The 17,176-nt window shown below is 70.5% G+C and carries 12 protein-coding genes; 10 read left to right on the plus strand and 2 right to left on the minus strand.

Going from position 1 to position 17,176, the window contains the following annotated elements; translation table 11 throughout:
• Positions 1-491: 491 nt before the first annotated feature.
• The 8 genes from IEX89_RS21010 to IEX89_RS21045 all read left to right on the plus strand — a co-directional run bounded on the left by IEX89_RS21010 (position 492) and on the right by IEX89_RS21045 (position 13,047).
• Positions 492-1,082, plus strand: coding sequence for a GbsR/MarR family transcriptional regulator (locus IEX89_RS21010; protein WP_188915242.1), 591 nt, complete (start codon positions 492-494; stop codon positions 1,080-1,082).
• Positions 1,083-1,133: 51 nt separating this feature from the next.
• Entirely contained in the window at positions 1,134-2,519 is a 1,386-nt protein-coding gene (locus tag IEX89_RS21015; RefSeq protein ID WP_188915380.1) for a cytochrome ubiquinol oxidase subunit I, read from the plus strand.
• Between the two features lie 17 nt (positions 2,520-2,536).
• Positions 2,537-3,559, plus strand: a complete 1,023-nt coding sequence (locus IEX89_RS21020) for a cytochrome d ubiquinol oxidase subunit II (RefSeq protein WP_188915243.1) — start codon at positions 2,537-2,539, stop codon at positions 3,557-3,559.
• Between the two features lie 221 nt (positions 3,560-3,780).
• Positions 3,781-4,419: a heme oxygenase-like domain-containing protein gene (locus IEX89_RS21025; protein WP_188915244.1), complete on the plus strand. Its 639-nt coding sequence runs from the start codon at positions 3,781-3,783 to the stop codon at positions 4,417-4,419.
• Positions 4,416-7,223 (plus strand): bifunctional diguanylate cyclase/phosphodiesterase, encoded by a 2,808-nt coding sequence (locus IEX89_RS21030; protein ID WP_188915245.1) that lies wholly within the window; start codon positions 4,416-4,418, stop codon positions 7,221-7,223. The genes IEX89_RS21025 and IEX89_RS21030 overlap by 4 nt, the downstream gene beginning before the upstream one ends.
• Positions 7,224-7,343: 120 nt before the next feature.
• Positions 7,344-7,937 (plus strand): MarR family winged helix-turn-helix transcriptional regulator, encoded by a 594-nt coding sequence (locus IEX89_RS21035; RefSeq protein ID WP_188915246.1) that lies wholly within the window; start codon positions 7,344-7,346, stop codon positions 7,935-7,937.
• Positions 7,938-8,311: 374 nt separating this feature from the next.
• Entirely contained in the window at positions 8,312-10,459 is a 2,148-nt protein-coding gene (locus tag IEX89_RS21040) for a GGDEF/EAL domain-containing response regulator (protein WP_188915247.1), read from the plus strand.
• On the plus strand, positions 10,456-13,047 hold the full coding sequence (locus tag IEX89_RS21045; protein ID WP_188915248.1) for an ATP-binding protein: 2,592 nt from the start codon (positions 10,456-10,458) through the stop codon (positions 13,045-13,047). The genes IEX89_RS21040 and IEX89_RS21045 overlap by 4 nt, the downstream gene beginning before the upstream one ends.
• Positions 13,048-13,078: 31 nt before the next feature.
• Here IEX89_RS21045 and IEX89_RS21050 read toward each other — a convergent pair whose 3' ends face one another.
• On the minus strand, positions 13,079-14,191 hold the full coding sequence (locus IEX89_RS21050; protein ID WP_188915249.1) for an S-(hydroxymethyl)glutathione dehydrogenase/class III alcohol dehydrogenase: 1,113 nt from the start codon (positions 14,189-14,191) through the stop codon (positions 13,079-13,081).
• A 118-nt stretch (positions 14,192-14,309) separates the two neighbouring features.
• Positions 14,310-14,504 (minus strand): hypothetical protein, encoded by a 195-nt coding sequence (locus IEX89_RS21055; RefSeq protein ID WP_188915250.1) that lies wholly within the window; start codon positions 14,502-14,504, stop codon positions 14,310-14,312.
• Between the two features lie 204 nt (positions 14,505-14,708).
• On the opposite strand from IEX89_RS21055, the gene IEX89_RS21060 reads away from it, so the two are divergent.
• Positions 14,709-15,998: an aromatic ring-hydroxylating oxygenase subunit alpha gene (locus IEX89_RS21060; protein ID WP_188915251.1), complete on the plus strand. Its 1,290-nt coding sequence runs from the start codon at positions 14,709-14,711 to the stop codon at positions 15,996-15,998.
• Positions 15,999-16,017: 19 nt separating this feature from the next.
• Entirely contained in the window at positions 16,018-17,106 is a 1,089-nt protein-coding gene (locus tag IEX89_RS21065) for an FAD-binding oxidoreductase (protein WP_188915252.1), read from the plus strand.
• Positions 17,107-17,176: the final 70 nt, after the last annotated feature.

Raw genomic sequence — 17,176 nt, forward strand, 5'->3', positions numbered from 1 at the left:
TCGATGACCACCCGCGAAGCCGTCCGTCCGCTACGGCGCTATGGAGGGCGCGCGGCCGGACGGCTCCGCTCCCGTCGAGCTACACCACCATCGGGGACACGACCACCACCTGTCCCGAGAGCCCTCGACGCCCCACACCCCCGCCCCTCTCCACGAGGGAGAGGGGAGACCCGCGTGCCCTTCATCGGCGTCGGCGCATCGTTCTCGTCGCGCACAGGAAGGGGCGCGCGCAAACGGGCACACGCGACGTCCTCCCCTCTCCCTCGTGGAGAGGGGCCGGGGGTGTGGGGCGTGAAAACAGGGCGCGCGGCTGATGCCGTCCATGGCACGTGGGACCTCCCGTGGTTTCTGGACATTGGGAATCCGTTCACCGAAAGCGCCTTCCGAGCGCCTTCGCGACGTCCCGTCGCATGGATATCCTCCTAGTTCTTCCGATATTTCAGAAAAATCTGAAAGTTCGGAAATCACCGGCTTTCGGTGGAGATCCCGCGATGAACCTTCCCCCGCTCGTCCAGACCTTCGTGCTCCATTTCGGCGAGATGGGCGGGCGCTGGGGCGTGAACCGCACGGTGGGCCAGATCTACGCGGTGCTCTTCGTCTCGCCCCAGCCGCTCAACGCCGACGAGATCGTCGAGGCGCTCGGCGTCTCGCGCTCGAACGTGTCCATGGGCCTCAAGGAGCTGCAGGCCTGGAACCTCGTGCGCCTGCAGCACAAGCCCAACGACCGGCGCGACTATTATTCCGCGCCCGAGGACATCTGGCAGATCGTGCGCACCCTCGTCGAGGAGCGCAAGAAGCGCGAGATCGACCCCACCCTCTCCATGCTGCGCGAGGCGCTGATGGCGCGCCCCGAGAGCGAGCTCGAGCGCCACGCGCAGGAGCGCATGCGCGAGATGCACGACCTCATGGACATGATGTCGGATTGGTACGACGACATCCGCCGCATCGAGACCGAGCGGCTCGTGCAGCTCATGAAGCTCGGCTCGCGCATCACGCGCGTGCTGGAAGCCGCCGACCGGCTGAACTTCATGTCGCCGCGCAAGAAGAAACCGGAGGCCGACGACGCGCCCTCCGAGAGCTGATCCCGACGCTTCCGGAACCGAACGACCCCGAACCCCCGAGATCCCCCGATGATGGACGCCTTTCTCCTCTCCCGCATCCAGTTCGGCGCGAACATCACCTTCCACATCCTGTTCCCGACGATCACGATCGCGCTCGGGTGGGTGCTCCTGTTCTTCAAGCTGCGCTTCAACGCCACCGGCGACGAGAGCTGGATGGACGCCTACCGCTTCTTCGTGAAGGTGTTCGCGCTCTCCTTCGCGCTCGGCGTCGTCTCGGGCATCACCATGTCCTTCCAGTTCGGCACCAACTGGCCGGGCTTCATGGAGACGGTTGGCAACGTCGCGGGGCCGCTCCTCGCCTACGAGATCCTCACGGCGTTCTTCCTGGAGGCGACCTTCCTCGGCATCATGCTGTTCGGCTTCCGCAAGGTGCCGAACTGGCTGCACACGCTCGCCACCGTGCTCGTCGCCTTCGGCACGACGATGTCGGCCTTCTGGATCCTCGTCTTGAACTCGTGGATGCACACGCCCGCGGGCTACGAGGTGATCGACGGCGTCGTGCACGCCACCGACTGGTGGGCCATCGTCTTCAACCCGTCCATGCCCTACCGGCTCGTGCACATGCTGCTCGCCTCGGGGCTCACCGCCGCCTTCCTGGTGGCCGGGCTGTCCGCCTATCGCTGGCTGCGGGGCGACCGCTCCGGCGGCGTGCGCGCGGGCCTGCGCACCGGCGTGTTCCTGGCGGCGGGCCTGATCCCGCTGCAGATCCTCGCCGGCGACATGCACGGGCTCAACACGCTCGAGCACCAGCCCGCCAAGGTCGCGGCCATGGAGGGCAACTGGGAGACCCGCGGCAACGTCCCCCTCGTCCTCTTCGCCCTGCCCGACGAGGCGGCGCGCGAGAACCGCTTCGAGATCGCGATCCCCAACGGCGCGAGCCTGATCCTCAAGCACGATCCCGCGGGCGTCGTTCCGGGCCTGAACGACTTCGTGCTCGAGGACGGCACGGTGAAGCATCCCCCCGTAGCACCGGTCTTCTGGGGCTTTCGCATCATGGTGGGCGTCGGCATGCTGATGCTCGCCGTGTCCTGGGCCGTCTCCTGGCGGCTGTGGAAGAGGGGCGAGCCCGGCACCGTCCTCGCCTGGGTCCTCGTCGGCATGACCTTCTCGGGCTGGGTCGCGACCATCGCGGGCTGGTACGTCACCGAGATCGGCCGCCAGCCCTGGCTCGTGACGGGCGTCCTCACCACGGCGGACGCCGTGACCAGGACCGCCGGCGCCGGCATGGTCTGGACGACGCTCGCCATGTACCTCGCGATCTACGCGGTGCTGATCGCGGCCTATGTCGGCACGCTCTTCCATCTCGCCCGCAAGGCCGGCGGCAAGTCCGCATCGGCCCCCGCCTCGGCTCCCATCAGCGAGGGCGGCGAGCGCCTCGCCGCATCCCCCTCCGCCTGACCCGAAAGCCCCCGACGATGGACCTCGCACTCCAAGCCCAAGCACTGGGTGGCCAATCCTGGCTCCCCGTCGCCTTCGCGGGCCTGCTCGGGCTCTCGATCCTCCTCTACGTCATCCTCGACGGCTACGATCTCGGGGTGGGCATCCTCACGGGTGCCACCGGCAGCCACAAGGATCGGATGATCGCCTCGATCGGCCCGTTCTGGGACGCCAACGAGACCTGGCTCGTGCTGGCGGTGGGCCTGCTGCTCGTCGCCTTCCCCTTCGCGCAGGGCGTCGTGCTCGGCGCGCTCTACCTGCCGGTGACGGTGATGCTGGTGGGCCTCATCCTGCGCGGCGTCGCCTTCGACTTCCGGGCGAAGGCGGTGGACGGGCATCGCGCCTGGTGGGACCGCGCCTTCTTCGCGGGCTCGCTGATCGCGGCGCTCGCGCAGGGCTACATGCTCGGCCTCTACATCACCGGCTTCGAGCGCAATGCCGCGAACGTCGCCTTCTCCGTCCTGACCGCGGTCTCGCTGGTGGCGGGCTACGCCTTCATCGGCGCGTCCTGGCTGATCCTGAAGGGCGAGGGCGAGCTCCAGCGCCGGGCCGTACGCTGGGCGCAGGGCACGCTGTGGCTCGTGGCGCTGGGCTTCGTGGCCGTGTCCGTCGTGACGCCGCTGATGAGCGAGCGCATCTTCGCCAAGTGGTTCGAGCTGCCCTACCTCGTGCTCCTCGCGCCGCTGCCGGCCACCGCGGCCGCGATCTTCGTGGCGCTCCATCTCGCCCTGAAGGCGCTGCCGACGCGCACCGACCGCTTCGCCTGGGTGCCGCTCGCGGGCGCGATCGCGCTGTTCGCGCTCGGCTTCTACGGGCTGGCCTATTCGTTCTTCCCCTACGTCGTGCCCGAGCGCATGACGATCTGGGAGGCGGCGGCCTCGGACGCGTCCCTGCTGATCATGTTCGTGGGCGCCTGCGTGGTCCTGCCGATGATCGGCGGCTACACGGCGCTCTCCTACTGGATCTTCAAGGGCAAGGCGGGCGCGCTGCGCTACGATTGAGGCAGCGCGCGCCCGGGTGCGTCGTGTCTCGCGCCGACATTTCGGTGCACAATCCACACACGTGCGACATGCCGCATAGGTATTCCACCCCGCTAAAAAGGCATTCATTTCTAATATAGGTTAGCGCCGAATGCGCCGTGCGAAAGATTTCGCGCACGGCCACCTCGTGCCTAGCCATGGATGCCGCGATGCGGACCCGACCCAGAGACCGTCTCTCGTCCGTGCTGCGACAAGAGACGAAGACCGCGCACGCGGCAGCCGAACGCGTCTTCGTGCGCGCGGTCAAGGAAGCCGCCAAGGAGCTCGGAGAGGACGCCGCGACGGCCGGCCCCACCCTCCTCGTCGCGCTGAACGGCAGCCTGGTCGCCTGGCTCGGCACGGCCGTCCCCCGGCTCGTGCCCGGGCTCTTCGCCACCGAGATCGCCCTCTTCGTCGCCGCCGCCGGCGCGGCGCATTCCCGTTCCACCACGTCGCCCCGTCTCCCCGCTCCGCGGCTCGACGACGAGGCCGAGATCGTCGGCGCCGCCTACGCGGTCTGCGGGTCGGCGCTGGGCGGCGCGGCGCTCGCGACGCTCTGGCGCGACGCGACGGCACCGGGCTGGGCCGGCTTCTGCGCCGTGAGCCGCACGCTCGAGGAGCGCTGGCCGGCCTTCCGCGACGCCCTCGATCGATGGGGCGAGGCCGCCGACGACGCCGCGCGCGCCGCCGCGCTGGAGGGGGCGCTCCGCGCCTTCGACCATGCGGGCGCCCTCGTCTCCCTGCTCTCCCCGATCCTCCATCCCATGCTCTCCCCCGAGCCCGCCGCCGAGCCCGCCGCCGCCATGCGATCCGTCCACGTACCGCTCACGACCGAGGCATGATGACAGTCCTCTCCCAGCTCTCGCCCGACCCGAAATCCGTCTGCGAGGCCGAGCCGATCACCCGGCCCGGCGCCGTGCAGCCGTTCGGCTTCCTCGTCGCGGTGGAAGGGGAGGAGAAACGCGTCGCGTTCGCCAGCGCCAACGTGGTCGCCTTTCTCGGGCGGGCGGCGAGCGACCTCGTCGGGCGCCCCCTCTCGGAGGTGCTGTGCGAGGCCTCCTGCGCGCGCATCGACTCCCTGATGGACACGGAGCGCTATGCGCCGACGAACTTCACTCGCGTGCGCGTGCGCGACGACGCCGCGACCTTCGATGCCGTCGCCCACCGCTCGGGCCGTCATCTCGTCGTCGAATGCCTCGCCCCCGCGGAGCCGGCGGATGCGGCCCAGGCGATCTCGGACGCACAGCGCCTGATCCAGCGCCTGCGCGAGGCGCCCGACCTAGACACGATGCTCGCCCGCGCGGCGGACGAGGCGCGCGCGCTGACCGGCTTCGATCGCGCGATGGTCTACCGCTTCGACGAGGACGACCACGGCGCCGTCGTCGCCGAGAGCCGGCGCGCGGACCTGGAGCCCTATCTCGGCCTGCATTACCCTGCGAGCGACATCCCCTCGCAGGCGAGGCGGATGTACCTGCTCCAGCGCGTGCGTCACATCCCCGACATCGACGCGGTGCCGGCGGCTCTCGTCGGCGCGCCGGGGCACGATCCCGCCGATCTCGACCTGACGCATTCCGTCGTCCGCGCGGTCTCGCCCTATCACGTCGCCTACCTGCGCAACATGGGCGTGAAGGCGACGCTCGCCGTCTCGCTCATCGTCGACGACGCGCTCTGGGGCATGCTCGTCTTCCACCACGGGCGTCGGCGGGACGTGGACTGCACCATGCGCGGCCTGTGCGACGTCGTCGGCCAGGCCCTCTCCGCGCTCGTCGACGTGCGCACGGGGGCCGATCGGGAGGCGGTCGTCGCCTCGCGCACCGCCGCCATTCGCGCCGTCGAGCGCGAGCTCGCGGAGGCGGACGCCATCGGGACGGGGCTCGGCACCGTGGCCGATCGGCTGAACGAGGCGATGGGCGCGGGCGGCTGCTACATCCGCATCGGCGGGGCGAGCCTGCGCTTCGGCACGACGCCGCCGGAGCCCGCCTGCCGCACGATCCTCGCGCGCCTCGCCGAGGAGGGCGCGGGCTATTGTGCGAGCGCGGAGCTGCGCACCCGCGACCGCGCGCTCGCCGCCCACGCCGAGAGCGCCGCCGGCGCGGCGGCGATCTTCCTGCCAGGCCGCCCGGGCGACGGCGTCGTGTGGTTCCGTCCCGAGCGCCGCCGCACGATCTCCTGGGGCGGAGACCCCAACCGGCCGGTCCACATCGATCCGCGCACCGGCGAGCTCGGCCCGCGCCGCTCCTTCGCGACCTTCCTGGAGGAAGTGGACGGCACGAGCACGCGCTTCGACGCCGCGGACGCGGAGGTCGCGCTGCGGCTGCGCCGCGCGGTCATCGCCGCGCTCCTGCGGATCTCGGAGGAGCGGCTCAACTGGGCGCGCAATTTCGACGCCCTCACGGGCCTGCTGCGGCGGGAGGTGGCGGAGGCGCGTCTGCGCCGCATGGTCGCCGCGGCGGAGAGCCAGCTCGTCGGCGCGGTGGTCGTCGGCGTCGCGCGCTTCACGGCCCTCGTCGAGCGCTTCGGCGCGAAGGCTGGGGAGGAGGCGCTCGTCGAGACCGCGCGACGCCTGCAGGAGCTCGTGCGCAAGGGCGAGGTGGTGGCCCGCTACGGCGAGGAGAGCTTCCTCCTCATCGTGCGCCGGGACGGGCCGGACGACCTGCGGCGGCTCGGCACGGCGATCCTCGACGCCTTCCGCACGCCCCTCGCCTCGGGCGACCGCGAGATCCCGCTCACCGTGCACGCCGGCATCGCCGCGCATCCGGGCTGCGCGCTGGACGTCCTCGTCACCACCGCCGTCCTCGCCGAGCGCGAGGCGGCGAAGGAGCGGCGCGGGCGCTGGGTCCTGCTGGAGCGCCCGCCGACCCGCGAGGCGCCGAGCGCCGCCGAGCTCGAGCTCGAGATAGCCCCGGCGCTGGCGCGGGGCGAGTTCCGCTGCGCCTTCGCGCCCATACTCGCTCTCGACGACGGCCGGCCGCTGGGCGTCGAGGCGCTGCCGCGCTGGACGAGCCGCGCCTACGGCGAGGTGCCGGCCGATCTCTTCCTCCCCGCAGCCGTGGAAGCCGGGCAGATCTTCGCGCTCACCGTCGCCCATCTCGAGAACGCCATGCGCACCGTGCGCCCGGAGATCGCGGCGGGCCGCATCGGCCATCTCGCCATCGCGGTGGAGCCGGCGCTGCTCGAGCGGCGCAGCTTCGCCGCCGCCATTCTCTCCGCGCTCGACCGCAACCGCATCGCGCCCGATGCGCTCGTCGTCGGCGTGCCGGAGGCCGCGCTCGACGTTCCGGCCATCGGCGTCGTGCTCGGCGAGCTGCGCGCGCGCGGCGTGCGCGTCGCCGTCACGCATTTCGGCGCGGGCCGCTCGGCGCTGGCGAGCCTCGCTGGGCTGCCGGTGGACTGCGCCCGCATCGATCGCTCCCTCCTCGCCGCCGCCCTCGCCGATGCGCGGGGCGCCGCCCTCTTCTCCGCCGTCGTCGGCCTCGTCCGTGCGCTCGGCTGCGACACCCTCGTCGAGGGGATCACGACGGAGGAGGAGCGTGCCCGCGCCCGCGCGGAAGGCTGCCGGGCGGCGCAGGGCCCGCTCCTCGCACCCGAGCTCGAGGCGGACGCCCTCGCCTCCTGGCTCGACGGGCAGGCCGGCGTCGGCGCATGATCGGTGCGCCGGATGCTGGCGCGGCGATTTATTTCGGCGGCTGTCATCCAGGTTTCATGCCTTTCCCGGACATAGGTGCCGAGAACGGGGTGGAACCGAGAACAGGGCGGACGGACGGCCATGAGCGGCAAATCCAAGCATCCGGGATCGAAGAGCGTCGGCTGGGCGCTGGTCCAGGCGGCGCGCCTGCATCGCTCGCGCATGGGCGACCGGCTCGCCGAGCTCGGCCTCTTCGCCGGCCAGGAGCAGGTGGTCCAGGCTCTGGCCGCCGAGGGCCAGATGACCATGGGCGAGCTCGCGTCCATCCTGCGCGTGCGCCCGCCCACCGCCTCGAAGACGGTCTCGCGGCTCGCGGCGCTCGGGCTCGTCGAGCGCCGGGCCGAGCCGGACGACGCCCGCGTCGTGCGCGTGGGCCTCACGGCCGAAGGCGCGGCCAAGGCCGAGGCCATCGCCGCTTTGTGGGACGATGTCGAGAGCGAGCTCCTCGGCGACTTCGACGGCAAGGACCGCAAGCGCCTGCGCAAGCTCCTGCGCAAGGTCGCCCGCAACCTCGCCGAGGCCACCGGCGCCGACGCCCGCGGTCTCGACGCGGCCGACGAGGAGCCTGACGAGCCGGACGTCGACGAGCCGCCGCCGCGGGCGCCTCGGACGGCCCTCGGCGAAGACGAAACGGTGAAGGACGCTGCGGCGCCGACGCTCGCCCATTCGGCGTGAGGGATCGCCACAGCGACCAATCGCACCAGTTGTCCCAAGGTTTGCAACTCGGGGTGAAGCAATCCCGTCATCTCGGCCAAGTGCTCGGGCACTGTCGCGGGACCGAAACCGCGCGCGTTTGCGCGAGCCGACATACGCTACGCCTTCGAGAGCCATGCCATTTCAGGTGGATTAATTTCTATTCGCTCGAAGCGCACAAGAATTAGCTCGATCACTTGCTTGCAATCGATCTTTGGAACGCTGCGTACGCCGTTATCACGCTCGGTCGAGAGCTTCGTCCTTCGTTGATTGTTCTTTTAGAGTTCGTCCGTAGGCTCCGCGAGCACGATCCGGCCTTCGAGACCGGCTTCGAACACGGGAACGGTGGCGCGCGCATGCCTCTGATCATCATCCTCGACGACCGGATCACGAACCGGAACATCTTCTCGCGTCTCGCGGCGTCCATCGCCGAGGACGTCGAGGTGGAGGCGTTCGGGGATCCGACGGAGGCCCTCTCCTTCCTGGCGACGCGCACGCCCGATCTCGTCATCACCGACTTCAAGATGCCCACCATGACGGGTGCCGAGTTCACCCGCCGCTTCCGCCAGCTCGCCGGCTGCGAGGACGTGCCCGTCATCGCCATCACGGTCTACGAGGAGCGCTCCTTCCGGCTCGAGGCGCTGGAGGCGGGGGCGACCGACTTCCTGCTCTCGCCCGTCGACCACGCCGAGTTCCTCACCCGCGCGCGAAACCTCCTGCGCATGCGCCGCCAGGGGCTGATCATCAAGAGCAAGGCGGTCTCCCTCGAGCGCGAGCTCGAGGACAGCGAGCGCTCCCGCGAGGCGCTCCTGCGCGACAGCCGCCAGCGCCTCGCCCAGGTGATCGACACGGTGCCGGCGCTGATCAGCGCGCACGATCGCGAGGGCGCCTGCATCTTCCTCAACGCCCACATGGCGGATTTCGCGGGGCTCGACCAGGCCGCCGCCATCGGCCGGCCCGCGGCGGAGCTGATCGGGCCCGAGCGCGCCCAGCGCAGCCTCGCCCTCGACCAGCTCGTCTTCCGCTCCGCCCGCGCGCTGCCGAGCTACGAGGAGGAGGTGAGCGACCGCGAGGGCATCCGCCGCGCCTTCGTGGTGACGAAGTCGCCTCTCTCCGACGCCGCCGGCCGGGTGATCGCGGTGCTGACGACGGCGCTCGACATCACCGACCGCAAGGTCGCCGAGAGCCACCTCGTCCACCTCGCCCATCACGACGCGCTGACGGGGCTCGCGAACCGCACGCTGCTGCAGGACCGCATGCGCCGCGAGATCGCCCGCGCACGGCGCGGCGAGCGCTTCATGGCGCTGCATCTCGTCGATCTCGACCGCTTCAAGAGCGTCAACGACGCGCTCGGCCACCATCGCGGCGACGAGCTCCTGCGCATCGTCGCCGATCGCCTGCGCCACATCGTGCGCGAGACCGACACGGTGGCGCGGCTCGGCGGGGACGAGTACGCCGTGCTGCAGAGCGACGTGCGCAATGCCGACGAGGCGCGCGACTTCGCCAAGCGCCTGATCAGCGCCATCGGCGAGCCCTTCCGCATCGCGGGCGAGGACATCGTGGTGGGCGCGAGCCTCGGCGTCGTGCTGTATCCCGGCGACGGGGAGGATACCGACGAGCTGATCAAGAACGCCGACATCGCCATGTACCGGGCGAAAGCCGAGGAGCGCAACGCGCTGCGCTTCTTCTCCGCGGACATGGTCACCGCGGCGCGCGAGGGCATCACGCTCGAGACCGACCTGCGGCGCGCCATCGCCAACCGGGAGTTCGAGCTGCATTACCAGCCGCAGATCGACCTGCGCTCCGGCCGCATCGTCGGCGCGGAGGCGCTGGTGCGCTGGCGCCACCCCAAGCGCGGCCTCGTGCGCCCCCTCGACTTCCTGCCCTTCGCGGAGGAGACGGGGATCATCATCCCCATCAACGAATGGGTGATGCGCGAGGCCTGCCGGGAGGCGAAGTCCTGGCAGCGCATGGGCCTGCCGCGGCTGCGGGTGGGCGTGAACCTCTCGCCGATCCAGTTCCGCAAGCTCGCCATGCGCGACCTCGTCGTCGACGTCCTGCGCGAATCGACGCTGGAGCCCGAGCTCCTCGACCTCGAGATCACCGAGACGATCCTGATGCAGAACGCCGAGGCGGTGGCGGCGGAGCTGACCGAGCTGCGCAAGCTCGGGGTCACCTTCTCCATCGACGATTTCGGCACGGGCTATTCCTCCCTCGCCTACGTGAAGAAGTTCCCCGTCGACCGGCTCAAGATCGACCAGGGCTTCGTGCGCAACATGAAGAGCGATCCCAACGACGCGGCGATCGTGCGCGCCATCATCAATCTCGGCCATTCGCTCGGCATCGAGACCGTGGCCGAGGGCGTCGACAGCCAGGACCAGGTGCGCCTCCTGCGCGCCGAGGGCTGCGAGGAGGCCCAAGGCTATCTCTTCGCCAAGCCCCTGCCCGCCGCCGAGTTCGTCGCGCTCGTGCGCGAGAACGCCACGATGAAGCTCTCCGCATGAGCGAGAAGCGCCCCTCCCTCGCGGCGCACGCGCTGGGCGCCGCCGAGAACCGGCTGTCGCGCTTCCAGGCCTTCCGCGACAGGCCCGATCGCGAGCACGAGATGGTGATGAACCGCCTCGTCATCGGCGGCCTCATCCTCGTCTATCTCCTGGTCTGCGCCTTCTTCGGCGTGGAGGGCGTGGAGCAGCCGCTCCTCGTGGTGACGCTCTACTGGCTCGCCGGGCTCGGCTTCCTCGCCCACATCCTCGTCGTGCGCGGTGCCTGCCCGCCGCGGCGCATCGCGGCGATGATGCTCGATCTCGGCGCCCTCTCCTACGGCCTCGCGGTAGGCGGGCAGACGACGGCGATCCTCTACCCGATCTATCTGTGGGTGATCTTCGGCAACGGCTTCCGCTTCGGCGTGCGCTACCTCTACGCCGCGATGGGGCTCGGCGTCGCGGGCTTCGCCCTCGTCATCGCCCAGGACAATTACTGGGGCGATCACCCCAAGCTCGCGGCGGGCCTCGCGCTCGGGCTCGTGATCCTGCCGCTCTACGCCGCCTCGCTGATCCGCAAGCTCTCGCGCGCCAAGCAGGAGGCGGAGAACGCGTCTCGCCAGAAGAGCCTCTTCCTCGCGAGCGTCAGCCACGAGCTGCGCACGCCGCTCAACGCCATCATCGGCATGTCGGGCTTCCTCGAGGACACGAAGCTCGACCCCGAGCAGCGCGAGATGACGCGCACCATCAACGCCGCCGGCCGCGTGCTGCTCGACCACATCAACGACATCCTCGACTTCTCCCGCCTCGAGGCGGGGCTGATGCCCGCCGACATCGTCGCCTTCGATCTGCACGCGCTCCTGCAGGAGACGACGGGGCTCGTGCGCGCGCAGGCGCGGGCCAAGGGCCTGGCGCTGACGCTGCACGTCGACGCGCGCACGCCCCATCGCCTGCGCGGAAACCGCAAGCACCTGGAGGAGGTGCTCCTCAACCTCCTCGGCAATGCGGTGAAGTTCACGGAAGCCGGGCACGTCGCCGTGATCTGCGGCGGCGAGCGCGGCGAGAGCGGCGAGGTCATGCTGCGCCTCGCGGTGGCCGACACCGGCATCGGCATCGCGCCGGACGCCAAGGCGCGCATCTTCGAGAGCTTCACCCAGGCCGACGAGAGCATCATCAACCGCTACGGCGGCACGGGGCTCGGCCTCGCAATCGCCAAGCAGTTCGTGGAGATCAACGGCGGTACCATCGCGCTGGAGAGCGAGGTCGGCGTCGGCTCGACCTTCCGCTTCGGCTTCCGCGCCGAGGTGGACCGCGACGCCGCGGGCGAGATGGACGCGCTGCCGGAGATCGCCGTCGCGGTGCTCGCCGGGGAGGCGGACGTCGCGCGGATCGTCGAGCGTGCGTGCACGCTCGGGTCCCGCGCCGTCGGCGCGAGCCGGATCGAGGACGCGGCCGAGACGATCCGCGCCGCCTCGGGGCGCGCCGTCCTCCTCCTCGATCCGCAGGCGCTCGGCGTCGCGCCGGAGGCGGCGCTGTCGGCTCTCGCGGAACGGGGCGCGATTCCGGCGGCGAGCATCCTCCTCCACGCCGAGGACGCGCCCGCCGACGAGCGCACGCGCCGCCATTTCGCGAGCGCCCTCCCCCGCGCGGCGGCCGAGCGGGACCTCGCCTCGGCGCTTCGCCTCGCCGCCGTCGCGGGCGGGCTCCTCGATCTCGGCCGCGCGCAGGCGAGCGAGCCGCTCGTGAAGCCGGCGCGCGCGCTCGAGGTGCTGGTCGCGGAGGACAACGTCACCAACCAGAAGGTCGTCTGCCGCATCCTTGAGCGGGAGGGCCACCGCGTCGCGATCGTCGCGGACGGGCGCAGCGCGCTCGACGCCATGCTGGCCGAGCCCTTCGACGTCGTGCTGATGGACGTCAACATGCCGGTGATGAACGGCATCCTGGCGGCGAAGCTCTACCGCGCCTCGCAGCCCGACGCCGGACGGCGCAGCCCCATCGTCGCGCTCACCGCCGACGCCACGCCGGAGGCGCGGCGCCTGTGCGAGGAAGCGGGGATGGTGGGCTGCGTGACGAAGCCGATCGAGCCCGCCCGCCTCTTCGCCGTGCTCGCCGAGGTCGCCCGCGCCGAGCCCGCCGGCGGCTTCATCCACATTCCGGGGCCGGACGACACGCCGGCCGCGGCCGACGTCGCGGCCCTCGAGACCGCCTCGCCCGAGACCGCCTCGCCCGAGCGCCCCGTCCTCGCGACGAAGACCCTCGACGACCTGGAGCGGCTCGGCGGCATCTCCTTCCGGGACGAGGTGACGGGCGCCTTCCTGACGGATGCCGTCGACATCCTCGACGCCCTCGACGCGGCGGTGTCCGAGGGCGACGCGGAGGCCTTCCGCGACCACGTCCACGCCCTGCGCTCCAGCGCCGCGAACATCGGCGCGGTCGGCATCTACGAGCTCAGCCTCGGCATGCGCGGCATCGAGGAGGAGGAGCTCGCCGAGCGCGGCGAGGCGCACGTCGCGGCGCTCAAGGCGGAATACGCCCGCGTCGGCGCGGCGCTCGCCGCCCGCGCGGCGCCCGAAGCGACGGCCGGCCCCGCCCGCACGGAGGACGCCGCCTGAGGCGGCGCCCGCCGCATGCCCGGCCCGCGCCTCAATAGATGACGACGGAGCGGATCGACTTGCCTTCGTGCATCAGGTCGAACGCGGTGTTGATCTCGTCGAGCGGCATGGTGTGGGTGATCAAATCGTCGATGTTGATCTTCCCCTCCATGTACCAGTCGACGATCTTCGGCACGTCGGTGCGCCCCCTCGCCCCGCCGAAGGCCGTGCCCTTCCAGACGCGGCCGGTGACGAGCTGGAAGGGCCGCGTCGCGATCTCGCGACCGGCCTCGGCGACGCCGATGACGATCGATTCGCCCCAGCCGCGGTGGCAGCATTCCAGCGCCTGACGCATGACGTTGACGTTGCCGGTGGCGTCGAAGGAGAAGTCCGCGCCCCCGCCCGTGAGGTCGACGATCGCCTGGACCACCTTGTCGGTGCCGATCTCGCTCGGGTTGACGAAATCCGTCATGCCGAACTTCTCGGCCATGGCCCGCTTGCCCGGATTGATGTCGACGCCGATGATCTTGTCGGCGCCCACCATCCGCGCGCCCTGGATGACGTTGAGGCCGATGCCGCCGAGCCCGAAGACGACGACGTTGGCGCCCGGCCAGACCTTCGCCGTGTAGATCACCGCGCCGATGCCCGTCGTCACGCCGCAGCCGATGTAGCAGATCTTGTCGAAGGGCGCGTCCTCGCGAACCTTGGCGAGCGCGATCTCCGGCAGCACCGTGAAGTTCGCGAAGGTCGAGCAGCCCATGTAGTGGAAGACCGTCGCGTCGTCGCAGCGGAAGCGGCTCGAGCCGTCGGGCATGACGCCCTGCCCTTGCGTCGAGCGGATCGCCGTGCACAGGTTGGTGCGCTGCGAGAGGCAGCTCTTGCAGTTGCGACATTCCGGCGTGTAGAGCGGGATGACGTGGTCGCCGGGCTTCAGCGTCGTCACGCCGGGCCCCACCTCGCGAACGATGCCCGCGCCCTCGTGGCCGAGGATCGCCGGGAACTTGCCCTCGGAATCCATGCCGGACAGGGTGTAGGCGTCGGTGTGGCAGACCCCCGTCGCCATCACCTCGACGAGCACCTCGCCCGCCTTCGGCCCGGAAATGTCGATCGTCTCGATGGTCAGCGGCTTGCCCGCCTCCCAGGCGACCGCGGCGCGCGTCTTCATGGCTGTGCCTCCCTCGGGCTCGGCTCGTCGTCGATTCGAGCGGGGAGAGTGCCCCCGCCCGCCCGCGGGCGCCAGCCCCGGTGCGACGGGAATTGGCGCACGAGCGACGTGCGTAGTCTCAGACGTCCTCGCGCTCGTCTCGATCCGGGAGTACCTCCGCACCGACCGCGAAGCCGGTGGCGGTCTCCGGATAAACGTCCTCGGCGCTCATGCCGGAGAGCAGCTCCGCGAGCAGAGTGTTCCCGCTGACGGCCTGGGAAACGCTGGCGCTCCCGTCTGTCGGCGGATCACGATCCTCGTCGCTCGTCTTCATGCGCCCTCTCCTCTTCATTATCGTCGAGCGTAGCAGCTCGCGCGGCCTCCGACGACGCGTGGCACGGACGTGCGACGACGCGGCACCCCCGCTCGTGTCGCGATGGCGCGAAAGCGACATTCGACGTCGCTGGCGTGAAAGGATGATGCGTCGGCGGCGTCAGACTGGCATGATGTTGCGGTGCGAGCGTCGAGAGAGAGCGCGATGGCACGAGACGGCGCGGTTTCGGTCGAGGAGCTGCTGGCGAGGCGCGAGCCCGGCCGTTCGCTGGAGGCCCCTTTCTACACGAGCCGCGAGGTCTTCGACCTCGACATGAAGCTGATCTTCCACCGGCACTGGATCTTCGTCGCGGTGGAGGCCGAGATCCCGGAGGCGGGGGACTACGTCACCGTCGAGATCGGCACGACCTCGGTGATCGTGGTGCGCGACGACGACATGAACGTCGCCGCCTTCCACAACGTCTGCCGCCATCGCGGCGCGCGCATGCTCACCGAGCCGTCCGGCGTCGTCGGCAAGATCGTGTGCCCCTACCATCAATGGACCTACGAGCTCGACGGCTCGCTGATCCACGCCGAGCATATGGGCGCGGGCTTCGATCGCACCTGCCACTCGCTGAAGCGCGTCAACGTGCGCAGCCTCGCCGGGCTCCTCTACATCTGCCTCGCCGACGAGCCGCCGGCGGATTTCGACGCGCTGGCGGAGGCGATGACGCCCTATCTCGCGCCGCATCGGCTGGCCGAGACGAAGGTCGCCGCCTCCATCGACCTGATCGAGGAAGGCAACTGGAAGCTCACGATGGAGAACAACCGCGAGTGCTATCACTGCGCGACGAACCATCCCGAGCTCACGGTCTCGCTGTTCGAGTACGGCTTCGGCTTCGCCCCGGACGACGCGGACACGGATCGTGCCGCCGCCATGGAGGCCTACGAGCGCATCTGCGCCGAGTTCGAGACGCGGTGGACGCGCGAGGGCGTGCCCTTCGCCGAGATCGACCGCCTCCACGGCTGCGCCACGGGCTTCCGCACCCAGCGCCTGGCCATCGACCGCGCCGGCGAATCGCAGACGATGGACACGCGGTCCGCCTGCAAGCGCCTGCTGGGCTCGCTCTCCGAGCCGCGGCTCGGCGGGCTCTCGTTCTGGACGCAGCCCAATGCCTGGCACCACCTGATGGCGGACCACGCCGTCACCTTCAGCGCGATCCCGCTCTCGCCGGATCGCACGCTGGTGCGCACCCGCTGGCTCGTCCACCGCGACGCGGTGGAGGGCGTCGATTACGACGTCGACAACCTCACCGAGGTCTGGCGCAACACCAACGAGCAGGACGCCGCGCTCGTCGCCATCGGCCAGAAGGGCGTCTCGAGCCCGGCCTACGTGCCGGGGCCCTACTCGCCCTATACCGAGGGCCTCGTGGAGAAGTTCTGCGCCTGGTACGTCGAGCGCCTCTCCAGCGCCTTGTCCAGCACCTCGGCCGAGACCGCGCCCCGCGCCCTCTGACCACGGAAAGCCGCACGCCATGGCCCGACACGGTCTCTCCCTCGAGGCGCTCTATCCGGTGTGGGACTGCGAGGAGGACGACCGGCTGATCTGCCGGGCGGTCTACGAGGAGACGCACGACGTCAAGACCTTCGTCTTCGTCTCGCCGGAGCCGCGGCAGTTCAACTTCGCGCCGGGCCAGTTCCTCACCTTCGACTTCCCCGTGAACGGGGAATCGGTGAACCGCTCCTACACGATCGCCTCCTCGCCGACGCGCCCGCACACCGTGGCGATCACGGTCAAGCGCACGAGCGGCGGCGTCGTCTCGAACTGGCTGCACGATCATCTGCGCGTGGGCGACGTGGTGCGCGCGGTGGGGCCCATGGGCGAGTTCTCCACCTGGGCGCACCCCAACCCCAAGCGGCTCTTCGTCTCGGGCGGGGTGGGCGCGACGCCGCTGATCAGCCACGTGCGACGCGATTTCGACGTGGGCGAGGATCTCGACACGATCTACCTCCACTTCGCCCGCACGCCGCGCGACATCATGTTCCGCCACGAGCTGGAGCTGATGGCGCATCGCCGCCAGAACCTGAAGGTCGCCCACGTTGTCGAGGGCGTGGAGGGCGAGCGCTTCTGGTCGGGCTATCGCGGGCGCTTCTCCCCCGAGCTCGTGGCGAACATCGCTTCCGACTTCCGCGAGCGCGAGATCTTCTGCTGCGGCCCGCCAGCCTTCATGGGCGCCGTGCGGTATTTCCTCGAGCATTCGGGCCACGACATGGCCCGCTATCACGAGGAGAGCTTCGATTTCGGCCAGCTCTCCCCGAGCGAGCAGCAGGCCGCGCCCCCGCCGCCGGACGAGACGCTCGAGACCTACGAGATCACCTTCACCAAGTCCGGCCGCACCATTCCCTGCGACGAGAACACCACGATCCTCGCCGCCGCGCGCCTCGCGGGCATGCGGCTGCCGGCGTCCTGCACCAAGGGCCTGTGCGGGACCTGCAAGACGAGAAAGCGCGACGGCACCGTCGACATGGCGCATGCCGGGGGCATCCGCCAGCGCGAGATCGACGCCGGCATGGTGCTCCTGTGCTGCTCGAAGCCGCGCTCCAACGTGATCGTGGAGCGCTGACGCGCCCGCCTGGAGCGGTTCCGATCCACGCTCGGGAAAACCACAGGGGTTGCGCGGGAAATCCGATGCG

This window comes from Salinarimonas ramus (genome assembly GCF_014645695.1).
In the GTDB taxonomy this organism is placed as follows: Bacteria; Pseudomonadota; Alphaproteobacteria; order Rhizobiales; family Beijerinckiaceae; genus Salinarimonas; species Salinarimonas ramus.